We start from the raw sequence: 21,879 nt of genomic DNA on the forward strand, positions 1-21,879 counted from the left end.
GCAAGTGCGCACCCCTATAGCAGAAAGACTTCGCGGGCCAGAGGGTTTTGTCTCATAGCGGGTTTGCACTTCTCTTGGAGAGAAAGCACCGTCAGAGCAGCTGTGGGTAAGAAAGCGGGCTCATCCGGATTGGTTGTCGACGTTGGCAGACCTGATCTGGCTAGAGTTTCCGGTGCTTGCCAAAGGAGGCGTCGCGGCCCCTAAGAATGAGGCGTCTCATCACTGGATAATCGGCTGTCAGGTCGGGTGGTATCAGGTCGTTTCAATTTCGAATTGTTTGCGCCAATCCGATCCAGAGGGAGCCAGCCTCCTCGCCAAAGGGATATGCTATTTCGTTAACTGATCGAGTAGCGATTTAGCTGCGGCCTGTTCTGCCTGGCGCTTTGATCCGGCAGTGGCTTGCGCCTCTGTACCGTCCTGCAAACGCGCGGCGATCGTGAATACCGGGGCGTGATCGGGTCCGCTGCGTTTGACCTCAATGTAAGACGGAGGTTTCTGGCCGCGTGCCTGCGCCCATTCCTGAAGAGACGTTTTGGCATCGCGCGCATCCGCTTCGACCGAATGGATGCGATCGCCCCACAAAGCAATGATCACGTCTCGTGCCGCTTCGAACCCGGCATCGCGGTAGATTGCGGCGATGACCGCCTCCATCGCGTCGCCCAGAAGTGCCTGTTTTCGACGGCCACCCGACAGCATCTCAGATCGGCCCAGTTTCAGAACCGCTCCGAGGTCGATCTGTCGGGCGACATCGGCGCAGGCTTCTTTTCGGACCAACGCATTGAATCGCGGAGCGAGTTGACCCTCAGTTGCCTTTTTGTCGGCCTCTAGCAGGGCCGTAGCCATAACCAACCCCAATACACGGTCGCCCAAAAACTCTAACCGCTGATTATCCGGACGGGTTGAGGACGAGACTGAGCCATGAGTCAGCGCGCGAACAAGCAGCTCAGGGTTGGAAAACGTGTAGCCCAACCGATGCTGAAAAGACTTTATCTCAGCCGAAAGCTTCACTTGACCGCCTTGAAGAACCGGTCACTCCGCCAGGTCCAGAAGAACAGCATCGACCGGCCAGCGGAAGAGAACATGATCCGATCTGCGCGACCAATCAGGTTTTCGTAAGGCACATAGCCCACGCCACCCGCAGATTGCGGCAGACGGCTGTCGCTGGAATTGTCACGGTTGTCGCCCATGAAGAAATAGTGACCTTCGGGAACAGTGTAGATCCCGGTGTTGTCGGATCCCTGTTTGCCGATATTGAGTACGTCGTAAGAGACGCCGTTTGGCAACGTTTCGATCGTCCGGGACTTTTCACAAATCGCCCCAATCCCGACCGGGCCGTTTTCACATCGCGGACGAAGACCTTGCGGCCCCTGTGGCAAAGCGGTTTCAGTGAAAACACCATCCGGTTGCTGTGGAACAGGCGTACCGTTCAGGATGATCTGGCCTTCGCGGATCTGGATACGATCACCGGGCAAACCAATCAGGCGTTTGATGAAATCACGCCCTGTAACAGGGTGACGGAAGACGATGACATCCCCGCGTTCAGGATCGCCGGCCCAAAGGCGCGAGTTATCGTCCCCCGACATCCAGCCGCAAACATCCTCGGCATCGATATTCAGGCCAACACTGGGAATGATCAGACTAGGGCACGAGGCGTAGGAATAACCATAGGCCATCTTGTTTACGAACAGGAAATCCCCGATCAGCAGGGTCTGTTTCATCGAGCCCGACGGAATCCAGAAGGGTTGAAAAAACAGTGTCCGGAAAACGCCTGCGATCAGCAATGCGTAGACGATGGTTTTAATCGTCTCCCACACGGGATTTCCGGTTTTGACGTCCTCGGCCATACTGCTCTCCGGTCCTTGGTTTGTTGGGGTGCTACATGCGGGGCGCAGAGAGGTTAGTCAAGGCTGGCCGCTGCGTTCGTGATGGCGCGCGCTTCAATCACCACGAAAGCCTGCGCCCAAGGGTGGTCGTCGGTCAGGGTGACGTGGATGATCGCCTCATGGCCTTCGGGGGTCATCTCGCGCAGGCGCTCGGCGGCCCAGCCGGTGACATGCATGACCGGCTGGCCGGTGTTCAGGTTGGTGACGGCCATGTCCTTCCACGCGATGCCCATGCGTAGGCCGGTGCCCAAAGCCTTAGAGCACGCCTCTTTCGCGGCCCAGCGCTTGGCATAGGTGCCAGCCGTGTCATGGCGACGTTCGGCCTTGCGCTGTTCGGTGTCGGTGAAAACGCGGTTGCGGAACCGGTCACCGAACCGGTCGAGCGTACCCTGAATACGCTCGATATTCGCGAGGTCTGTGCCGATGCCTAGGATCATATCGCGCTTTCTTTGCTACGCCGTCTGGCAATCGCCCTGAGTTCCATTTTGGTCGACAGATAGAATAGAACGCTGTTGGCGAAGAAAGCAAAAATCGCCAGATACAGCATAAGGCCGCCCATATAGCCACCTCTGTGCCAATACATCAGAAGCGACGTATCGACCGGTCCGATATTGCTGATCGCCAAAATCAGATAGGCCGCAGCGTTCACGATCATGAATATCACGGTCCCCGCAACCGCAAAGACCAGCACCTCGCGCAAGTGCGGCATTCGGCCCATCGACCGCGCTATGCCGCATCCCGTTATCATCGCTGCGGCAATCGCAGACAGGAAGGGTATCTCCACATTTGCTAAATTGAGCCCGGTCACATGCCACAGAACGACAATAGCGATCGGCATTAAAAACCGGACTTGGACAAGCAAGACGCTGTAGCGCCACAAATTGTTCGAATCCATAGCGTTACCTTTGCGATCAGACGACTGCCCGCGCCTCATCCATCAGCCGTCGCATCTCGGCAATCGCCGGGGTCAGGCCGCGAAAGATAGCCTCGCCGATCAAGAAATGACCGATGTTCAACTCGCGCACCTCAGGGAAAGCCGCGACGGGTTGCACGGTGTCATAGGTCAGACCATGGCCCGCGTGGACTTCCAGCCCAAGCGAATGGGCAAACGCGGACATCTCACGCAGGCTGTCCAGCTCTTGATTGGCTACGTCTGTGTGGCCCTCGGAGACGGCGTCGCAATAAGCACCGGTATGCAGTTCGATCACCTCGGCACCGATGCGATGCGCGGCTTCGATCTGGCGCTGGTCGGCAGCGATGAAAATGGACACGCGGCAACCCACGTCGCGCAGGGGGGCGATAAAATGGGCCAGCTTGTTTTCTTCGCGCGCGACTTCCAAACCGCCTTCGGTCGTCCGTTCCTCGCGCTTTTCGGGAACGATGCAAACCGCATGCGGTTTGTGCCGCAGGGCGATCTGCTGCATCTCGGGCGTCGCGGCCATCTCAAAGTTCAACGGGACCGACAGAACCTCCATCAACCCGTCGATATCTGCGTCCGATATATGACGGCGATCTTCGCGCAGATGGGCTGTAATGCCATCAGCCCCGGCCTCTTCGGCCAGTTTGGCGGCGCGCAGAGGGTCAGGGTACGCCCCGCCACGCGCATTGCGCACGGTGGCCACGTGGTCGATATTCACGCCCAAACGCAGGGGATTGTCAGACATCGCTTGATTCCTTTGCCGAATTCTGGCTCGAGCCTAGTGGTTTTGAAACTGAAACGGCAGGCTTGGATTCTGCCAAACGGCGGATTTCGTCAAATTTCGCTTTGATCTTGGCTCGACGCCGCTGCTGGTAGGTTCGGATCAAAGGCAGGCTCAGATAGTGGCAGATCGCCCCGGCCAGCAAACCGGGCAAAATGCCCCCTATCAGGTAGGGAAAGAACACCTCGTCATAGAATATCCGCAACCCGGACCAATCAGCCATGCGATCAGTGAAAATGGCAATGAAGTTATCCTTGAGGTCGCCCAGCGCGTCGGCAAACTTACCCATAAGGCCATGGGTGTCGCCCTCCTGAAACTCGGTTCCCAAAATGAAATGACCGGCCTGAAGGCAGATGACACCAATCGGAACGTAAGTTAGCGGGTTTCCGAAAAACGTTCCGCTCAGCGCAGCCAGAATATTGCCGTTGATCAAACGCGCCGCCAACGCAGCCACGACGAAATGCAACCCGTAGAACGGAGTAAACGCTGCGAACACCCCTGCCCCGATACCGCGTGCGATGCGTTCAGGGGAGTCCGGCAACCGGCGGACGCGGTGTTTGACATAGTGGAACGCGCGGGTCCATCCGCCACGGGGGTAGACGAATTCAGATGCGATCTGGACAGGCGAGCGTCGATCTCGGCGCTTGAAAACCACTCCTGATCACCCCTTCTCAGCCAGCCGCCACGGCGGTCTTGGTCCTGTCTCTGTAGCGTTCGACCGCAGCAACATCGCTTTCGGCCTCAAGCATCAGCATCAAAGAATGAAGCTGTTCAAGGTCGCGCAGTTCGACATTGATCAGAAGACGGTAAAAATCCGGTTTCCGGTCGACGAATTCAAGGTTCGAGATATTGGCCTTTTTCTCACCGATCAATGTGCAAATACGCCCCAGTACGCCCGCATCATTGCCAATGGTCAGATCCAGCGTCGCGCCATAGACCGCCGGATGGGTGCCAGTGTGCCAATGCAAGTCCACCCAACGCTCGGGTTCGCCTTCAAACTCGGTCAGGCGGTCACAATCGATGGCATGCACCACCACCCCTTTGCCACGATAGGTGATGCCGACAATCCGCTCTCCCGGCAGGGGCTGACAACATGGCGCCCGGTCGAATTTCTGACCCGGCTCAAGACCAATCACAGCGCGGCGCAGGGGGATCGCGTCCCCTTCATCCTGCGTAAGCTCTGGATAAACGGCGCTGACCACGTCATGGGCCGTCAGTTCGGCACTGCCCAAACGAGCCAACAATTCGTGTCGGTCCTTCAGACGCAAATGCTTGGCGGCCGTGTCCAGCGCCTTGTCCGTCGCCTTTCGGCCCACATGTTCGAACCCCGAGCGCGCCAGTTCCTTGCCCAATTTGATGAAACGCTCGCGGTCGACTTCACGCAAGGCGCGCCGGATGGCAGTGCGGGCTTTGCCAGTGACCGCAATCTCAAGCCATGTGACCTGCGGGGTCTGTCCGTCGGCCGTGATAACATCGACCGATTGACCGTTCTTGATCCGGGTCCACAGCGGCACTCGGATACCGTCCACCTTGGCCCCGACACAAGCATGGCCAATCCGCGTGTGGATCGCATAAGCGAAATCGATTGGTGTCGCCCCACGCGGCAGTTTCACAACATCGCCCTTGGGCGTGAAGCAGAACACCTGGTCGGAATACATCTCAAGCTTGACGGCTTCGAGGAAATCTTCGTGATCATCCTCGCTGTCGAACTGCTCGGTCAAGTTGGCGATCCACTTTGCCGGGTCCACGGCAAAGGGGTTTTCGGACCGCACCCCGTCGCGGTACGACCAGTGCGCAGCCACACCCGTCTCGGCCACGTCGTGCATCTGGCGAGTACGGATCTGAACTTCGACCCGTTTGCCATCCCGCCCCGACACGGTGGTGTGAATCGAACGGTATCCGTTCGATTTTGGCTGGCTGATATAGTCCTTGAACCGTCCCGGCACTGCGCGCCAGCGTTGGTGGATCGCGCCAAGGGTCCTATAGCAGTCTTCCTCTGTCTGAGTGATAATGCGGAAGCCATAGATATCGGACAGACGCGAAAAGCCCTGATCCTTTTCCTGCATCTTGCGCCAGATCGAATAGGGTTTTTTGGCTCGGCCGAACACCTCGGCTTCGATCCCAGCCTTGTCCAATTCAAGGCGCATATCACCAGTGATCCGATGAATCACATCGCCGGTTTCCCGTTGCAGAGTGATAAACCGCCGGATGATCGACTGCCGACCTTCGGGGTTCAGCACGCGGAAGGCCAGATCCTCCAGCTCTTCGCGCATCCACTGCATCCCCATACGGCCCGCAAGTGGCGCGTAGATATCCATCGTCTCGCGCGCTTTTTGAACCTGTTTTTCGGGGCGCATCGCCTTGATCGTGCGCATGTTGTGCAAACGGTCTGCCAGCTTGACCAGAATGACCCGCAAATCTTTGGACATGGCCATGAACAGCTTGCGGAAGTTCTCGGCCTGTTTGGTTTCCCTGCTGGACAGCTGCAGGTTGGTCAGCTTGGTGACGCCATCGACCAGCTTGGCCACTTCATCCCCGAACAGCTCGGACACCTTGCCGTAATTGGCCTTGGTATCCTCGATCGTGTCATGCAGCAGTGCGGTAATGATCGTGGCATCATCCAGACGCTGTTCGGTCAGGATGGCGGCAACGGCGACAGGATGGGTGAAATAGGGTTCGCCAGAGTGACGGAACTGACCCTCATGCATCTGGCTTCCGAACTCATAGGCACGGGCAATGCGGTCAGCATTTGTCTTGGGGTTGTAGTTGCGGACCAGCGCAATCAGGTCTTCAGCAGAAATCATCCGGTCCGCACCTTCGTTTTTGGGGATTACCCCTGGCCTTGAGCCTCCATCAGAGCGCGCAGCAGCTTCTCTTCGGACATGTCATCATCTGCAGGCTTGTCGGATTCCGCACCCATCAGCAGCGCCATCTGATCCTCTTCGGGCTCATCAACCTCGATCTGGGTCTGGTTGGCCTCGATCAGGCGCTCGCGCAGTTCATCGGCGCTTTGGGTTTCGTCGGCGATTTCGCGCAGCGACACAACCGGGTTTTTGTCATTGTCGCGGTCCACAGTGATCGCAGCACCTGCGGAAATCTCACGCGCACGATGGGCGGCAAGCATCACCAGCTCGAACCGGTTTTGTACCTTGTCTACGCAATCTTCTACCGTCACGCGGGCCATGGGGCGCTCTCCGTTACTGAATCCATGTCAGGAAGAGGTTTATCTAAGGGCGAATCCCTGCCTTGACAAGCAGGAAATGCCGCAAATGCTCCGATCACAAAGGGGTGACGGCGGCAATATCGTCGACCGGCAGGGCTGCCACCATTTCCCGGACCGTCAGACCCAGCACGGGATGGCACCAATCCGGGGCGACATCAGCCATTGGCACCAGCACGAAGGCGCGATCCTGAAGACGCGGATGCGGCAGGATCAACTGGTCCGGCGCCTGCTGCATCTGTTCCTGCGACGGCAGCGTCCGCCATTGGTTATAGGTTGATGTATCCGGAAGCACTTGGTCGCCGAAACAAACCAGATCCAGATCCAACGTCCGCATCCCCCAGCGCTGTATTCGTTCGCGCCCGAATTCGTGTTCGAGCTCATGCAGCAGTTGCAACAAGTCTGCAGCTGACTTGTCCGTTTCGACCAAAACAGCCGCGTTCACGTAATCCGGTCCAGCACCCGCTGGAAAACAGGGGGTCTCGTAGAATCGGCTGACGGCGCGAATCACCAAGCCCTGACGTGAAATTGCGTCAATTGCCTGTTCTAGTGTCACCTTGGGTCCGCAGCCTCTCAAATTGAGATTTGCACCCAATGCAATGACCGATTCTGACGTAAATTTGCACATACTATTCCCTATATTCGGCGAATTGCATACTTGCGATACACATTAAATGCCCTAATTATAGGCGTATCAGCGCGCCGCCAATTTCCTAGCTCACTCACGTAACACCCGGCGTTCTGGTAGATACCGGAAGGACCTATTTATGTTTTATAAAGACGAACGGCTAGCGCTGTTCATCGACGGCTCGAATCTTTATGCGGCCGCGAAAGCACTTGGATTTGACATCGACTACAAACTGCTGCGTCAGGAATTCATGCGCCGCGGGAAGATGCTTCGTGCTTTTTACTACACAGCGCTTTTGGAAAATGACGAGTATTCGCCCATCCGCCCCCTGGTAGACTGGCTGCATTACAACGGCTTCACCATGGTGACAAAACCGGCGAAAGAATACACCGACAGCATGGGGCGTCGGAAAGTCAAAGGAAACATGGATATCGAACTGACCGTCGATGCCATGGAACTGGCACCGCGCGTTGATCACATCGTGTTGTTTTCGGGCGATGGGGACTTCCGCCCGCTGATAGCAAGTCTGCAACGTCAGGGCGTGCGCGTTTCAGTTGTGTCGACTATTCGCAGCCAGCCTCCGATGATCTCGGACGAGTTGCGGCGCCAGGCCGACAACTTCATCGAGCTTGAAGACCTGCGCGATGTGATCGGCCGCCCGCCGCGTGACATTCCGATGGAACCGCGCAGCGTGGCTGCAAGCGGTCAGTAACACGCGCCAAACACCAAAAGATAAAGAACGCGGTCAGGGTTGATGCCCTGACCGCGCGTCTTAAACTAGAAACAGGTGATGAAACATCTGTTTGATAGCACTGATTCATGTCAGATGAATGACACTGTCCTGTCTGGACCATGGCGAGGAAAAGACCTACCTGTGGCCTTAAGGAGAACGTGACATGACAAAGCCATCCCTGACGCTGTATCTGGCAGCACCGCGTGGGTTCTGCGCCGGTGTAGACCGGGCGATTAAGATTGTGGAAATGGCGCTACAGAAATGGGGCGCTCCGGTCTATGTGCGTCATGAGATCGTGCACAACAAATTCGTGGTGGACGGGCTGCGTGAAAAAGGTGCGGTGTTCGTCGAAGAACTGGATGAATGCCCCGATGACCGGCCGGTAATTTTTTCGGCCCATGGCGTTCCTAAATCGGTACCTGCAGCGGCTGCCCAGCGCGAGATGATCTATGTCGACGCGACCTGTCCGCTGGTGTCCAAAGTCCATGTCGAAGCGCAGCGCCATGCCGAAGCCGGGTTGCAGATGATCATGATCGGTCACAAAGGACACCCCGAAACTGTCGGCACCATGGGGCAACTGCCCGAGGGCGAGGTCCTACTGGTCGAAACCGTCGAGGACGTCGCCACCGTCGCCGTGCGCGATCCCGACAAGCTGGCCTTTGTAACGCAAACGACCCTGTCCGTTGATGATACCAAGGACATCATCGCAGCGCTACAGGCGCGGTTTCCAGCCATTGTCAGCCCACACAAAGAAGACATTTGCTACGCGACCACGAACAGGCAGGAAGCTGTCAAAGCTGTGGCCCCCAAATCCGATGCGCTGTTGGTTGTGGGGGCGCCCAATTCGTCCAATTCACGTCGACTGGTCGAAGTTGCCGCACGCGCCGGGTGTAACTATGCGCAACTGGTACAACGTTCGACAGATATCGACTGGCGCGCTTTGGAAGGGATTTCCTCGGTCGCGATCACTGCTGGTGCGTCTGCTCCCGAGGTCTTGGTGAATGAAGTGATCGACGCATTCCGAGATCATTTTGATGTAAAAGTCGAATTGGTCGAAACAGCGGTTGAAAACGTCGAATTCAAAGTCCCGCGCGTTTTGCGCGAACCGGCATGAACGGTATTCCACGCGCCCCTTTGGTTCTGGGGCTGGCCGGGTTGATCCCCTTCGTCTGGGGGACGCTTACTTACTTGAACGATGATCTGCATGCCTGGGGCACACAGGCGCTGGGTCCCCGTTTCGTGGGGCCTTACGTTCAGCTGTTCTACGGCTCGATCATCCTCAGCTTTATGTCTGGCGTTTTGTGGGGGTTTGCGACGAAGACATCGGGCAGTAAGGCTGCGACCTGCTATCTGTTGTCCGTTCTCCCCGCGCTTTGGGCCTTTTTCAAAACGGGCGGTGGACCCCTCGCGGCAGCTACCAACCTGTTGTGGGGCTTTGCCGGGTTACTTTTGCTGGACGCTGTGTTCTCATACTGGCGACTGACGCCGGTTTGGTGGATGCGTCTGCGCATGTTGCTGACAGCCGTCGTTCTGGTCTGCCTTGCCGTTGGAGTATACTTGTGACCGACAAAAGAACGATTGACGCCTATTCCTCGCGCGTCGCTGATTACCTCAGTGTTCCCCTACCCCCTGAACAGATCGAAGCCCGCATGGCCTTTGCAGAAGCGGTCGTGGAAGGCGGACACGTACTGGATCTCGGGGCAGGCCCGGGATCGGACAGCGCCTTTCTGCATCGGCAAGGTCTGCGCGTCCGCGCCATCGACGCCACACCCGCTTTTGTCGAACACGCGCGTGAAAACGGTGTGGACGCTCATCTGGGGACGTTCGACGACGTGACCGAAGAGGCCGAGTATGATGGAGTCTACGCAAGTTTCTCGCTGTTACATGCCCCTCGCGCCGATTTCCCCCGACACCTGTCAGCCATTCACAAGGCGCTGAAACCCGCAGGAGTCTTTTTTCTGGGGTTAAAACTCGGGACTGGTGAACATCGCGACGATCTGGACCGCCGTTACACCTATTTCTCGCAGACTGAAATCGAAGAAGCGCTGTCCCAGACCGGATTCACCATCGACTGGATCACCACGGGCGTGGGTGCGGGCCTTGCGGGTTCGTATGATGGTTTCATTCTGGTGTTGGCCCATGCCTGAGCTGTTTGCCTATACCGACGGCGCATGTTCCGGTAATCCGGGCCCCGGCGGCTGGGGCGTGCTTTTGCGCGCGATGGATGGCGACAATGTCCTGAAAGAGCGGGAACTCAACGGCGGCGAGGCCGAGACCACAAACAATCGGATGGAGCTGCTGGCCGCGATCAGCGCGCTCGAAACGTTGGACCGGGCCTCGAAGATCACCGTTGTGACAGACAGCGCCTATGTGAAAAACGGCGTCACGGGGTGGATTTTCGGGTGGAAGCGGAACGGTTGGAAAACCTCGAATAAGAAGCCTGTCAAGAATGTAGATCTGTGGCAGAGGCTGGACGAGGCACAAACTCGTCATGACGTGACCTGGGAATGGGTCAAAGGCCACGCGGGCCATCCTGAAAACGAAAAGGCCGATGAACTGGCCCGCGCTGGCATGGCACCGTTCAAGCCAAAAAAGACACAGGCATGAGCTGGCTGGCGCTGCTCGACTATGCCTCGGTTCTTGTGTTCGCACTGACCGGGGCGCTGGTGGCCAGTCGGGCGCAGCTAGATCTGGTGGGCTTTGCCTTTATCGCCAGCCTGACCGCCGTGGGTGGCGGCACTGTCCGTGATTTGCTGCTAAACCGCGACCCGGTTTTCTGGGTCGGACAACCGGATTACATCCTGATCGCAGTGGCCGCCGCCGTATTGGTGTTCTTCACCGCACATCTGGTGGAAAGCCGCTATAACTGGCTGATCTGGCTGGACAGTTTTGCGCTGTCAATCGCCGTCGCAGCCGGATCGGCCACCGCTTTGTCGCTGGGGCAATCGGGCGTGGTCGTCGTGCTGATGGGGATCAGCACCGGATGTCTGGGCGGGTTGATGCGCGATGTGGTCTGCAACGAAGTGCCTCTGGTGCTGAAACAGGGCGAACTTTACGTCTCGTGCGCCTTTGCGGGGGCGCTGACCGCCGTTGCCGCCAGCCGCCTTGGGCTGGACGATCTGGCCGTTCTGGCGTCTTGTGCGCTGGTCTGCTGGGCCTTGAGGGCGGGGTCATTGCTGTTTGGTTGGAAACTGCCTGTCTACAAAAGCCGCCCACCGCGTGTTTGAATAGGGCCTCTACGCATGAAACCTGCATTTTGTACCGTCATCGCCGGACTCGCCGCCCTCGCTGGCTGCGGTCAACAATATGACCCCATGCAGTTTGCCGCGCAGGGAGATCAAATCGTGGCCACAGGTACTATCGACCATACGACGCTGGATGCGTTTCTTGAGGTAATCCAGCGAAACCCCGACGCAAAAACACTGGTGCTAAGCTATATTGAAGGCTCGATGGATGACGACGCGAATGTGGTTTTTTCCCGCGTGGTCCACGAGCAGGGGTTCGATACGATTGTGCCCTCAGACGGGCTGATCGCTTCGGGCGGAACCGACCTGTTTCTGGCAGGGAAGCGCCGCGTGCTAGAGCCCGGAGCCTGCGTCGGCGTCCACAGTTGGGGCGGCTGGAACATCGTCGCCACCGAAATCCCCAAGGACGACCCGGAACATGACCGATATCTGGACTATTTCGAAGATATCGGCGTGGATGAGGCGTTCTACTGGTACACGTTGGACGCGGCCCCGTCCGAAGGGATGCATTGGATGAACGCGGCAGAGGCTGACCGGTTCGACATGACCACGGGTGGCGCACCCCGTCTGGGATCAGCCGCCCAATGTGACGCGCGGTAGGGTCAGCGCGACAACAGACGCCCGCCGATTTCCTTGACAAATTTCGCCGCCACCATCGCGGTGATGCCATAGGGATCGCGGTGAGGGTTCAGCTCGACGATATCCGCGCCAACCAACTGGCCCTTGAAACGGTGGATCAGGTTTACCACCTCACGCGTGCTCAGCCCACCGGGCTCGTGATGCGAAACACCGGGCGCAAAGGCCGGGTCCAGCGCGTCCAGATCCAGCGAAAGGTAAACAGGGCCGTCAAAGCTGATCTCAAGATCCGGGCTCCAGCTTTGCATGTCGATGACTTCGACGCCGAACTTGTCGGCCTGTTCCTGCTGATGCTTGTTCATGGTGCGGATACCGACCTGCACCAGACGGTTGATCTGGCACGTCTCCATCACCCGCGCGAAGGGGCAACCGTGACCCAGCGGGCCGACCTGCTGACTGTCGTAAAGGTCAGGGTGCGAGTCGATATGAAGGATGTTCAGCCCCTCATACCGCTCTGAATGCGCCTTGATCAGCGGATACGCGACCGAGTGATCGCCCCCCAGCGACAACAGCCGCGCGCCGGTTGCGATACGCTCGGCGGCCCCGGCCTCGATCCGGTCGATGGGTTCCTGTCCAATCATTTCGAACACGTCCAGATCGCCGGTATCCTTAAACCGGTCGGTCGCGCCCAGATCGGTGCCGTCTTCGGCAGTCAGGTTGGCAGCTCCGGAATGCAGTGCCTCACGAATGCGGCCCGGCGCAAAGGCAGGCCCCTGCAGGAACGAAGAATGTAGGTCCAGCGGAACGCCCATCAGGGCAACATCACCAAGGTTCAAGTCATGCGACATGGGGCGCCTTTCGGATAGAAATTCCTGGCGATCTGGCCGGGTTCGACCCGAAAGGTCAAGGGGTCAGCGACGCAGATATCTCTGCCAGATCCAGATCACCAACAAAGCGCCAAGAACCGCGCCAACAAAACCCGACAGCCAGCCCGCCACGGCAATCAACGCGCGCAGGATAAACCCGCCCACCAATGCGCCGACAATGCCGATCAGCATGGTTGTGGGTATGTCCGCCTCGATCCGCACCAGGCGGGTCGCCAGAAACCCGGCTGCAGCTCCGATGATGATCAGGGCGATGACGGGCACGTTATTTCCTCCAATGAGTCGGAACGATGATGAGCGCACCAATCGAGGACAGCACGGCATCAAAGCCAGGTGGGCCAAAGCTAATGCCGAACATGATCCGGACAAAGTAAAACAGGCACGCTCCGCCCACACAAATGATGATTGAGGGCAGATACCCATTGTGGGTAAATCCCGTCTTCTCAGACAGATATCCTACAATGCTAGCGATAACCACCGTACCCATCAAGACCATGAACATCTACTTTACCCCAGCGTTAAATTGGTCCCAGCTGCGACTGGCCAACCCCTTAGGAAAGTTGCTGCATCCTGCGCTGCTTTCCCAGCCCGCTGCAAGCGCAATAGGTCAATCGCGCCATCGCCACAGGCAACGCGGAGGGTATCATCCAACAGCTCACCCGGCTGCCCCTGCCCCACTGCCAACCGAGAGGCCAACAGCTTGATACGCTCGCCTCCAATCTCGGTCCAGGCGCCGGGAAAGGGGGACAGGCCCCGGATTTGCCGGTCGACCTCGACGGCTGGGCGGGTCCAGTCGACACGCGCCTCGGACTTGTCGATCTTTGCCGCGTAGGTCACTCCGTCCTCGGGCTGAGGTTCCGGTGTCAGGTCCGATAAGGTGTCCAACGTTTCCACAATCATCGCTGCACCCATTTCTGACAGTCTGTCATGCAGGTGCGCCGTGGTTTCCTGTGTCCCGATATCGGTGGCACGTCGCAAAAGGACCGGCCCGGTATCCAGTCCGGCCTCCATTTGCATGATGCAGACGCCGGTCTGAGCGTCCCCCGCCATGATTGCGCGCTGCAGCGGCGCGGCGCCGCGCCAGCGCGGTAAAAGGCTGGCATGAATATTCAGACACCCCTGTTTGGGCGCATCCAGAACAGGTTGCGGCAACAGCAGACCATAGGCAACGACAACGGCCACATCCGCTTTCAGCGCTGCGAAGGCTTCTTGTTCTTCGATCGACTTTAATGACACCGGGTGACGAACATCAAAGCTAAGCGCTTCGGCCCGTGCATGAACAGGGGTTGGCCGGTCTTTCTTACCCCGCCCTGCTGGGCGTGGTGGTTGGCAGTAAACAGCGGCGATCTCATGCCCGGCTTCGACCAGCGCGTCCAGCACCGGCACCGAGAAATCGGGCGTTCCCATGAAAATGATGCGCATTTCTACCCCTGCTTTCTGGCTTTGCGCAGCAGAATATCGCGTTTGACCTTGCTGAGACGGTCGAAATACATCCGACCGTTCAAGTGGTCGATCTGGTGCTGCACGCTGGTGGCCTCAATCCCCACAAAGTCACGTCGATCGATCATGCCCTGTTCGTTCAGGAATTTCACCGTCACCGCACGGGGGCGTTTCACCTTGGCAGACACGCCGGGAAGGTTCGGGCTGGCTTCATCATGCTCGCGCAGTTCAATCGAGCTGTGCAGGATTTCCGGGTTCGCCAACCGTACCGCACGCCCACGCTCGGTCGAGCCATCCACCACGGCCAGCCGCAACATCACTCCGATCTGAGGGCCCGCAAGACCAACACCAGGCATCGCCTCCATCGTGTCGATCATGTCGTCCCAGATGGCGCGGATTTCATCGGTAATCTCAGCCACGTCCTCGGCCTTGGTCCGCAGGCGTTTGTCGGGCCAAGGCAGGCAGGTGCGAACGGTCATGCGCGGGCCTTTTCGCGTTTCAACTTCTGCATCTTACGCGTGATCATCTGGCGTTTCAGCGGCTTGAGATAGTCGATGAACAGCTTACCGTTCAGGTGGTCGATCTCATGCTGCACGCAGGTCGCCCAAAGGTCATCAAACGTTTCTTGCTGTGCGTTACCGTCACGATCCATCCAAGCCACCTCCACCACTTTGGGACGGGTGACTTCGGCATATTGTTCGGGAATCGACAGGCAGCCTTCTTCATAAACATTTGTTTCGTCCGAAGAGGCCACGATCTCGGGGTTGAACATGATCAGGGGGCGCGGTGCCTCGCCCTCTTCCTTGACGCAATCCAACACGATCAACCGATCCAGGATGCCAATCTGCGGTGCAGCCAGCCCGATACCAGGAGCGTCGTACATTGTCTCCAGCATGTCATCAGCCAGTTTGCGCAGTTCATCCGTCAGGTCAGCAACGGGGGCGCAAACTTTTTTCAAGCGCGGATCGGGGTGAATAAGAATTGAGCGTTTCATGTCGTTGATTTAGGCCATCGCGCCCCCCGCCGCAACGCCCCCCTTGCACCCGCCACGATTGTGACTAGCTTTCCGTCCGACAGATGGAGACAACATGACGTTCAACGACTTGATCGACCGCCGGGGCACCAACAGTTCTAAATGGGATAAGATGGAGCGCCTGTACGGCGTTTCACCGGATGACGGGCTGGCCATGTGGACGGCCGATTCCGATTATCCTACGGCGCCATGTGTTGTCGATGTCGTGCGGCAAGCTGCGGACCATGGGGTTTTTGGCTATTCTTGGATGCACCCGGACTATCTGAGTTCGGTCCAGTGGTGGATGAAAAACCGTCATGGATGGGACATCGACACCGATTGGGTTCTGACTTCACAGGGGTTGGGGAACGCGATCGCACTATGTCTGGACGTCTGGACCGAATCGGGCGACGGAGTGGTCATCTTTTCGCCTGTTTACCATGAGTTTGCGCACAAGGTGAACAAATCCGGCCGCAGGGTGGTAGAGTGCCCGTTGGCGCGCGATGGCGACAGCTATGGGGTGGATCTGGACGATGCGCAATCGCGGCTGGACGGATCTGAAAAGATGCTATTGTGGTGTTCGCCTCAGAATCCTTCGGGGCGGGTCTGGACACCAGATGAGCTGCGCGCCGTTGCAGCTTTTGCCGAACGGAATGGGCTGGTTCTGGTGTCGGATGAAATTCATCATGACCTGGTCTATCCCGGCCAAACGTTTGTGCCGATGGACGTGGCCGCCCCGGATGCGCGGCCCTGGACCGTGACACTGACGGCACCTTCCAAAACGTTCAACATTGCCGGTCAGCGCACTGGCAACATGATCATCCCAGATCCCAAATTGCGCGCGGCCATGCGCAACCGCATCCAGACGCTGGACTACGACCCCAGTGCGCTTGGCGTGGCGATGATCACGGCCGCCTACACCCCAGAGGGCGCCGCATGGGTCGACGAGCAGATCGTACATCTGGACAGCAACCGCCGTCTGTTTGATGCAACGATTGCGGAAATCCCCGGTCTTTGGTCCATGCCACTGCAGGCGACCTATCTGGCCTGGGTTGATTTCTCGGGCACTGGAATGGACCATCCCGAATTCATTCGCCGCCTGCGTCAGGATGCCAAAATCGCCACCACATCGGGCCCCGGCTTCGGCGCGGGCGGAGAAACCTTTGAGCGGTTCAACCTGGCCACCCAACGCAGCCGAGTGGAGGACGCCTGTGCCCGCCTGAAACAAGCGTTTGCCGATTTGCAGTGAGGCGGGCGATAAAGATAACTCTTGTGCTGTGCCTGATCAGCGCAGCATGGGTTGGGTAGCACCGATACGGGCCACGTCCGCCCGCGCCGGAATGGTTCCCGAAACCGCACAGATCGACCACATCCTGATCTAAAAATCCGCCCCTAGTCCTCGTGCCCCAACAGCGCGATCGGCGCATCCGGCGCGCGGTAGAAATCCAGCGGCGCCTTGTCGGCTGCGGCAGTGCTGCGTTTGAAATCATAGCGCATTTCACCCGCCTGCGCTTCATCCGCGATGATCAGGCATTGGTACAAATGGCGCGCGCCGTCATAGATATCGACCAGACCGCGCAGTTGCGGAGTGGTTTCAGCCTCAACCGTGAAGCCATCCTTCCACAATCTTAAAATTTTGAAGGTATTGTCGCCAAATTCTACACGAAGACGGCTCATCCTCTTCAGGCCCGCGATTCGCGCCGCGTCCAGTTCAGCGCTTATTTCCTTGGAAACATAGGTACTCATCAAAAAACTCCCCCGGCAGTGAGTACTATTGTGCGCTCTCAATCGTAAAAATCTAGTGAAACCGGTTACTTTAAATCCAGTCTTCATCACCGTATTGCGGGCGCACGCGCCATGGTCTGTGCGCAAACGCAGGCAAATTGCGCGCCTGCTCGCATAGGAACACTGCGCTCAAGCGCCTATCTTTCGAAAAATCGCTAAGCGGAGGAATACAGATGGGCCTGTTGGTCGATGGCAAGTGGCATGACACGTGGTATGACACCAAATCCACAGGTGGCGCGTTCAAACGAAGCGCCGCGCAGTTCCGCAACTGGCTAACCGCCGACGGCACGCCCGGCCCTTCGGGCAAGGGTGGGTTCAATGCGGAACCGGGGCGCTATCACCTCTATGTGAGCCACGCTTGCCCCTGGGCGCATCGCACCCTCATCTTCCGCGAACTCAAGGGGCTAAACGACCTGATCTCGGTTTCGGTCGTTCATCCGGATATGCTGGATAAAGGCTGGACCTTCGAGACGGATGACAACGGCGCGACCGGCGACGATCTTTACGGGCTGGATTATGCCCATCAGGTCTATACCAAGGCGGATCCGTCCTATTCCGGCCGTGTAACTGTGCCAATCCTTTGGGACAAACGGCAAGAGACGATCGTTTCCAATGAAAGCTCGGAAATCATCCGCATGTTCAATTCGGCGTTTGATGGCATCACCGGAAACACCGATGACTATTGGCCCGAGGCGATGCGCGACGACATCGAGGAGGTCAACGCTCGCATCTATTCCGACGTCAATAACGGGGTCTACAAGTCCGGTTTCGCCACCAGCCAAACCGCTTATGACAGTGCGGTGGGACCGCTATTTGATACTCTGGATTGGCTCGAACAGCGCCTGTCTCAGAGCCGCTATCTGATGGGTGATCGCGTCACCGAGGCCGATTGGCGCCTGTTTACCACTCTGGTCCGGTTCGACCCGGTCTATCATCTGCATTTCAAATGCAACCGGCGGCGACTGATCGACTATCCGAACCTGTGGGCCTACACGCGCGAGCTATACCAATGGCCGGGCGTCGCACACACGGTCAACCTGGAGCACATCGTGCGCCACTATCACTATAGCCACGAAAGCATCAATCCGCATCGCATCATCCCGACCAACCCGGTGCTGGACTTCATGGAACCTCATGGGCGCGGTCAGCGACCCGCTGCGTAGTGCTCGACCATCGCCGCCAGATCCTCTGGCGGCGTTGCGCTTTGCACATAAGCGCAAGCGTTAGAGCTGTGGGCAAAGATCGACCCGTCCGAAAAGAAGGTGGTATTGGTGACAAAAATCACCCGTGCCTCGGGGCGGCGATAACTGGCAAAATCTGCGACCGCCAGCGCGCTGCCCGCCTCTAACACCAAATCGAGCACGATGATATCGAACTCAGCCCCATAGAGCGCAAGAATTGCAGCCTCTTGACCAGTGACCAACGTCACCGCGGCACCTTGTCGTTCAAGATGCCTTTGCCAGACCCGACCCAGATCGGGGTTACTCTCAACAATCAAAACATTCATACGCAAAACCTCGGCCCATGTTGTGGTGAGTAGTGCCGATCCCTGTGGTTTGTGATCACGTTATTTCCTTAACAAAGTGTTAACGCTGTTTTCGGCTTTTCGTGACAGCGCGGATTCGCTTGTAAAAACGGCGAAAATCCGCTTGAAACAGCCAGAAATACGCGATTCCGGCGGGACCTAGATGACAAGCTCTGACAAAAACTTGAACCCACGGGCTGCGCGAGACCACGGCGGCGGGTTGGATGCAGCGATTGCGGCCTATGGCGGCGCGCGCGGGAACTGGATCGACCTTTCGACCGGAATCAATCCTCATCCGTATCCCATAGCCGCGCTGTCCCATGAAGATTGGACCGCCCTTCCAGATCACGGCGCATTCGAACAGCTGTCACAAGCCGCCCGACACTTCTGGTCAGTCCCGGCAGACGCGGCTATTTTGCCCTCGCCCGGCGCATCGGCCCTGATCGCCCGTATCCCCGCACTTGCGCCGGCAGGCCGCGTTCAGATCACCATGCCCACTTACAATGAACATGCCGCAGCCTTTTCCGCGCAGGGCTGGAAAGTCCAATCTGGTGGACCGGCCCAGGCCCGCGTCATCGTCCACCCCAACAATCCAGATGGTCGCTATTGGGACGAGTCAGACGTGAATGCCCCGCTGACCATAATTGACGAGAGCTTTTGTGACGTCACTCCAGAGGTGTCACTGATCCACCTGGCCGCGCGACCGGGCGTGATCGTTTTGAAAAGCTTCGGCAAGTTCTGGGGGCTGGCTGGGCTGCGTCTAGGCTTTGCAATCGGTGATCCACTGCTGATCGCCCGCCTGAACGACCTGACCGGCCCTTGGGCAGTGTCTGGGCCGGCGCTTCGCGTCGGTCAGCGCGCCCTGACCGATCCCGATTGGGCCAATTCCACCCGTCAGCGCCTGACGACGGACACCGCTCGGCTGGATGCGCTTATGATCGCAAAGGGCGCGCAGCTTGCTGGCGGCACCACACTGTTCCGCCTCTATCAAGTCGATGACGCTGCCCAATGGCAAACCCGTCTGGCCCGCGCCCATATCTGGAGCCGCATCTTCCCCTATTCCCAAACCTACCTGCGGTTGGGCCTGCCCCCTGCAGATGGCTGGAACAGGCTTGAGGCCGCACTGTGAGCACCGCCTTCCTGCTGGTCTGCGCCCTATGTCTGGACGCCGCCTTAGGTGAGCCGGACTGGTTATGGTCGCGCGTCAAACACCCGGCGGTCATGATCGGCTACGTGATCGGCGCGCTGGACAAGCGCTTGAACCATGGGGCGCAGCGACGTTTGAAAGGCGTAGGTGTGGTCGTTCTACTGGTCGTAGGCGCGCTGGGGATCGGTTGGGGGCTAAGCTTGCTGGGTTCGGTGGTCCAGATCATCGCCTGCGCCATCCTGCTAGCGCAAAAATCGCTGGTGGCTCATGTACGCGCAGTCGCAGACGGATTGCGGGTATCCCTGCCCGAGGGGCGCGCCCAAGTCGCGATGATCGTTTCACGCGATACGCGCGACATGACGCAGGCGCAGGTGGCACGATCCGCCATCGAAAGCGCGGCCGAGAACCTGAGCGACGGGGTCATTGCGCCCGCCTTCTGGTTTCTTATTGGCGGTTTGCCCGGACTGCTGGTCTACAAAGCCGTTAACACGGCCGACAGCATGATCGGCTACCGGACCGACAAATACCGAGACTTCGGCTGGGCCGCCGCCCGTCTGGACGACCTGCTGAACCTGATCCCTGCCCGCCTGACCTGCATGATGATCGTAGCCCTATCAGGCCAATGGGCGCGCTGGTCTGAGATGGTCGCCGATGCGCACCGCCATATCTCGCCCAATGCAGGCTGGCCCGAAGCCGCAATGGCCCGCGCTCTGAACGTGGCCCTAGCCGGGCCACGCAGTTATGACGGGCAATTGCGCGATCTTGCCTGGGTCAATGGTGACGCCCCCCGCGATATCGGCGCGTCAGAGGTTTTCCGCGCATGTGACATGCTCTGGCGGGTTTGGGGGCTTGCGCTTGGCCTCGTGTCGGTGTGGGTTGGGTTCAGCTTTATTCTGTAACGGACCCGTTTCATGCGCTTGCTTTCTGGCCTTTTGGCCACCGCCCTGCTGACCTCGCCCGCCTTTGCCCAATGTGGCGGAGGGTTCAATAGTTTCGTCAAGGATCTGAAATCCGAGGCCGCGCAGCAAGGCTATGACCGCGCCACCGTCAACGCCTTCTTCAAAGGTGTGCAACAGGACAATGCAGTGCTTAAAGCCGACCGTGCGCAGGGCGTGTTTCAGAAACCGTTCATTGAATTCTCGCGCCGCCTGATTTCGCAAAACCGGATTGATCGCGGGCGGGCAATGTCGCGCAAATATGACGCGGTTTTTGACCGGATCGAGCGCGAATACGGCATCTCGCGCGGCGTACTGCTGGCCTTCTGGGCGTTCGAAACCGATTACGGCGCGTTTCAGGGCGATTTCAACACCCGCAACGCGCTGGTCACGCTGGCCCATGATTGCCGCCGTCCCGAACTGTTTCGCCCTCAAATCTTCGCCGCCATCGAATTGTACGAGCAGGGCAATTTCGATCCCGCCCGCACCACTGGGGCTTGGGCCGGAGAAATCGGCATGGTCCAGATGCTGCCCCGCGACATTCTGGAAAACGGTGTGGACGGGGATGGGGACGGTAAGGTCTCACTGAAAACCTCGGCCCCGGATGCGCTGATGTCGGGTGCAAAAATGCTTTCGAGCTTTGGCTGGCAGCCGGGTCAGCCATGGCTGCAAGAGGTCACGGTACCCGAGCGAATGGACTGGTCCCTGTCCGGCCCCGGCAAGCCACGCTCTGTGTCCGAGTGGCAGGCGATGGGCGTTCGGGCCCGCAGCGGGTCGCTGTCCAACCTGCCCGCTTCGCTGATCCTACCGCAGGGGCATAAAGGGCCTGCCTTTCTGGCCTATCCGAATTTCGACGTCTATTTCGAGTGGAACCAGAGCTTTACCTACGTCCTGACCGCCGCCTATTTCGGCACGCGGTTGGAGGGCGCGCAGATTTATGATGCAGGCAACCCGGCGCAGGGCCTTTCGGGCGCGCAAATGAAGCAACTACAGAGCAAACTTCAGGCCCGCGGCCATGATGTGGGCAAGATCGACGGGATTCTAGGGGCCGGAACACGGGCGGCTGTGCAGGCCGAGCAGGTGCGGCTGGGATTGCCCGCAGATGCGTGGCCAACAGTCGAGTTGTTGGGACGGTTGTAAATACTCAAATAATTGGCCGCAATAAC

At 58.4% G+C, this 21,879-nt stretch carries 29 protein-coding genes; 12 read left to right on the forward strand and 17 right to left on the reverse strand.

What is annotated here, in order from left to right:
* Positions 1–327 precede the first annotated feature (327 nt).
* The 9 genes from rnc to folK all read right to left on the reverse strand — a co-directional run bounded on the left by rnc (position 328) and on the right by folK (position 7,431).
* Positions 328–1,008 carry a ribonuclease III gene (gene rnc, locus ACR0DX_RS20920; RefSeq protein WP_170356729.1) on the reverse strand — a complete coding sequence of 227 codons (681 nt, stop codon included), beginning with the start codon at positions 1,006–1,008 and terminating at the stop codon, positions 328–330.
* Entirely contained in the window at positions 1,005–1,844 is an 840-nt protein-coding gene (lepB, locus tag ACR0DX_RS20925; protein WP_480847261.1) for a signal peptidase I, read from the reverse strand. The genes rnc and lepB overlap by 4 nt, the downstream gene beginning before the upstream one ends.
* 53 nt (positions 1,845–1,897) lie before the next feature.
* Positions 1,898–2,320, reverse strand: coding sequence for a holo-ACP synthase (gene acpS / locus ACR0DX_RS20930; protein ID WP_170356731.1), 423 nt, complete (start codon positions 2,318–2,320; stop codon positions 1,898–1,900).
* Positions 2,317–2,721, reverse strand: a complete 405-nt coding sequence (locus tag ACR0DX_RS20935; RefSeq protein ID WP_170356732.1) for a hypothetical protein — start codon at positions 2,719–2,721, stop codon at positions 2,317–2,319. The genes acpS and ACR0DX_RS20935 overlap by 4 nt, the downstream gene beginning before the upstream one ends.
* Before the next feature lie 73 nt (positions 2,722–2,794).
* Complete coding sequence (locus ACR0DX_RS20940; protein ID WP_170356733.1) at positions 2,795–3,547, reverse strand: pyridoxine 5'-phosphate synthase; 753 nt, start codon at positions 3,545–3,547, stop codon at positions 2,795–2,797.
* The gene (locus ACR0DX_RS20945) at positions 3,540–4,238 is read right to left on the reverse strand and encodes a DUF2062 domain-containing protein (RefSeq protein WP_170356734.1); all 699 of its coding nucleotides are present in this window, start codon (positions 4,236–4,238) and stop codon (positions 3,540–3,542) included. The genes ACR0DX_RS20940 and ACR0DX_RS20945 overlap by 8 nt, the downstream gene beginning before the upstream one ends.
* Before the next feature lie 16 nt (positions 4,239–4,254).
* Positions 4,255–6,387, reverse strand: coding sequence for a RelA/SpoT family protein (locus tag ACR0DX_RS20950; protein WP_170356735.1), 2,133 nt, complete (start codon positions 6,385–6,387; stop codon positions 4,255–4,257).
* 26 nt (positions 6,388–6,413) lie between these two features.
* Entirely contained in the window at positions 6,414–6,767 is a 354-nt protein-coding gene (rpoZ, locus tag ACR0DX_RS20955; protein WP_170356736.1) for a DNA-directed RNA polymerase subunit omega, read from the reverse strand.
* Positions 6,768–6,861: 94 nt separating this feature from the next.
* Positions 6,862–7,431, reverse strand: a complete 570-nt coding sequence (folK, locus tag ACR0DX_RS20960) for a 2-amino-4-hydroxy-6-hydroxymethyldihydropteridine diphosphokinase (RefSeq protein WP_170356737.1) — start codon at positions 7,429–7,431, stop codon at positions 6,862–6,864.
* Positions 7,432–7,570: 139 nt separating this feature from the next.
* Between folK and ACR0DX_RS20965 the strand changes: the two genes are divergently transcribed.
* The 7 genes from ACR0DX_RS20965 (at position 7,571) to ACR0DX_RS20995 (ending at position 12,009) form a co-directional block, all read left to right on the forward strand.
* A complete protein-coding gene (locus ACR0DX_RS20965) occupies positions 7,571–8,143 on the forward strand; it encodes a LabA-like NYN domain-containing protein (protein WP_170356738.1) in 573 nt (190 codons plus the stop codon).
* 184 nt (positions 8,144–8,327) lie between these two features.
* The gene (gene ispH / locus ACR0DX_RS20970; protein WP_170356739.1) at positions 8,328–9,278 is read left to right on the forward strand and encodes a 4-hydroxy-3-methylbut-2-enyl diphosphate reductase; all 951 of its coding nucleotides are present in this window, start codon (positions 8,328–8,330) and stop codon (positions 9,276–9,278) included.
* Positions 9,275–9,727 (forward strand): DUF3429 domain-containing protein, encoded by a 453-nt coding sequence (locus tag ACR0DX_RS20975; protein WP_480847266.1) that lies wholly within the window; start codon positions 9,275–9,277, stop codon positions 9,725–9,727. Before ispH ends, ACR0DX_RS20975 begins: the two co-directional genes overlap by 4 nt.
* Positions 9,724–10,311 carry a class I SAM-dependent methyltransferase gene (locus ACR0DX_RS20980; protein WP_170356741.1) on the forward strand — a complete coding sequence of 196 codons (588 nt, stop codon included), beginning with the start codon at positions 9,724–9,726 and terminating at the stop codon, positions 10,309–10,311. Before ACR0DX_RS20975 ends, ACR0DX_RS20980 begins: the two co-directional genes overlap by 4 nt.
* Positions 10,304–10,771 carry a ribonuclease HI gene (gene rnhA / locus ACR0DX_RS20985; RefSeq protein ID WP_170356742.1) on the forward strand — a complete coding sequence of 156 codons (468 nt, stop codon included), beginning with the start codon at positions 10,304–10,306 and terminating at the stop codon, positions 10,769–10,771. Before ACR0DX_RS20980 ends, rnhA begins: the two co-directional genes overlap by 8 nt.
* Complete coding sequence (locus ACR0DX_RS20990; protein ID WP_170356743.1) at positions 10,768–11,391, forward strand: trimeric intracellular cation channel family protein; 624 nt, start codon at positions 10,768–10,770, stop codon at positions 11,389–11,391. The genes rnhA and ACR0DX_RS20990 overlap by 4 nt, the downstream gene beginning before the upstream one ends.
* A gap of 15 nt (positions 11,392–11,406) precedes the next feature.
* Positions 11,407–12,009, forward strand: a complete 603-nt coding sequence (locus ACR0DX_RS20995; RefSeq protein WP_353394778.1) for a COG3904 family protein — start codon at positions 11,407–11,409, stop codon at positions 12,007–12,009.
* 2 nt (positions 12,010–12,011) lie between these two features.
* On the opposite strand, the gene speB is transcribed toward ACR0DX_RS20995, so the two are convergent.
* The 6 genes from speB to def (ACR0DX_RS21025) all read right to left on the reverse strand — a co-directional run bounded on the left by speB (position 12,012) and on the right by def (ACR0DX_RS21025) (position 15,303).
* The gene (speB, locus tag ACR0DX_RS21000; RefSeq protein WP_480847270.1) at positions 12,012–12,833 is read right to left on the reverse strand and encodes an agmatinase; all 822 of its coding nucleotides are present in this window, start codon (positions 12,831–12,833) and stop codon (positions 12,012–12,014) included.
* 63 nt (positions 12,834–12,896) lie between these two features.
* Positions 12,897–13,133: a GlsB/YeaQ/YmgE family stress response membrane protein gene (locus ACR0DX_RS21005; RefSeq protein WP_170356745.1), complete on the reverse strand. Its 237-nt coding sequence runs from the start codon at positions 13,131–13,133 to the stop codon at positions 12,897–12,899.
* A 1-nt stretch (position 13,134) separates the two neighbouring features.
* Entirely contained in the window at positions 13,135–13,371 is a 237-nt protein-coding gene (locus ACR0DX_RS21010; protein WP_170356746.1) for a hypothetical protein, read from the reverse strand.
* A gap of 5 nt (positions 13,372–13,376) precedes the next feature.
* A complete protein-coding gene (fmt, locus tag ACR0DX_RS21015) occupies positions 13,377–14,291 on the reverse strand; it encodes a methionyl-tRNA formyltransferase (protein ID WP_170356747.1) in 915 nt (304 codons plus the stop codon).
* Between the two features lie 2 nt (positions 14,292–14,293).
* On the reverse strand, positions 14,294–14,788 hold the full coding sequence (gene def / locus ACR0DX_RS21020) for a peptide deformylase (RefSeq protein WP_170356748.1): 495 nt from the start codon (positions 14,786–14,788) through the stop codon (positions 14,294–14,296).
* Complete coding sequence (gene def, locus ACR0DX_RS21025) at positions 14,785–15,303, reverse strand: peptide deformylase (RefSeq protein WP_170356749.1); 519 nt, start codon at positions 15,301–15,303, stop codon at positions 14,785–14,787. The genes def (ACR0DX_RS21020) and def (ACR0DX_RS21025) overlap by 4 nt, the downstream gene beginning before the upstream one ends.
* Positions 15,304–15,397: 94 nt before the next feature.
* Here def (ACR0DX_RS21025) and ACR0DX_RS21030 point away from each other — a divergent pair, with 94 nt between their 5' ends.
* On the forward strand, positions 15,398–16,570 hold the full coding sequence (locus ACR0DX_RS21030) for a PatB family C-S lyase (RefSeq protein WP_170356750.1): 1,173 nt from the start codon (positions 15,398–15,400) through the stop codon (positions 16,568–16,570).
* A 143-nt stretch (positions 16,571–16,713) separates the two neighbouring features.
* Here the strand turns inward: ACR0DX_RS21030 and ACR0DX_RS21035 are convergent, their stop codons facing one another.
* Entirely contained in the window at positions 16,714–17,067 is a 354-nt protein-coding gene (locus ACR0DX_RS21035; RefSeq protein ID WP_170356751.1) for a hypothetical protein, read from the reverse strand.
* A 212-nt stretch (positions 17,068–17,279) separates the two neighbouring features.
* Here ACR0DX_RS21035 and ACR0DX_RS21040 point away from each other — a divergent pair, with 212 nt between their 5' ends.
* Positions 17,280–18,269: a glutathione S-transferase family protein gene (locus ACR0DX_RS21040; protein ID WP_170356752.1), complete on the forward strand. Its 990-nt coding sequence runs from the start codon at positions 17,280–17,282 to the stop codon at positions 18,267–18,269.
* On the opposite strand, the gene ACR0DX_RS21045 is transcribed toward ACR0DX_RS21040, so the two are convergent.
* On the reverse strand, positions 18,251–18,613 hold the full coding sequence (locus tag ACR0DX_RS21045) for a hypothetical protein (protein WP_170356753.1): 363 nt from the start codon (positions 18,611–18,613) through the stop codon (positions 18,251–18,253). The genes ACR0DX_RS21040 and ACR0DX_RS21045 overlap by 19 nt on opposite strands.
* A 181-nt stretch (positions 18,614–18,794) precedes the next feature.
* Here ACR0DX_RS21045 and ACR0DX_RS21050 point away from each other — a divergent pair, with 181 nt between their 5' ends.
* Genes ACR0DX_RS21050 through ACR0DX_RS21060 form a run of 3 tightly spaced genes read left to right on the forward strand, consistent with a single transcriptional unit; the run spans position 18,795 to position 21,853 of the window.
* Positions 18,795–19,760 carry a threonine-phosphate decarboxylase gene (locus ACR0DX_RS21050; protein WP_480847274.1) on the forward strand — a complete coding sequence of 322 codons (966 nt, stop codon included), beginning with the start codon at positions 18,795–18,797 and terminating at the stop codon, positions 19,758–19,760.
* Positions 19,757–20,677 carry an adenosylcobinamide-phosphate synthase CbiB gene (cbiB, locus tag ACR0DX_RS21055; protein ID WP_170356755.1) on the forward strand — a complete coding sequence of 307 codons (921 nt, stop codon included), beginning with the start codon at positions 19,757–19,759 and terminating at the stop codon, positions 20,675–20,677. The genes ACR0DX_RS21050 and cbiB overlap by 4 nt, the downstream gene beginning before the upstream one ends.
* Positions 20,678–20,689: 12 nt before the next feature.
* Complete coding sequence (locus ACR0DX_RS21060) at positions 20,690–21,853, forward strand: lytic murein transglycosylase (RefSeq protein WP_170356756.1); 1,164 nt, start codon at positions 20,690–20,692, stop codon at positions 21,851–21,853.
* The last annotated feature ends 26 nt before the right edge of the window (positions 21,854–21,879 follow it).

The sequence above is a fragment of the Ruegeria sp. D3 genome (genome assembly GCF_056534465.1).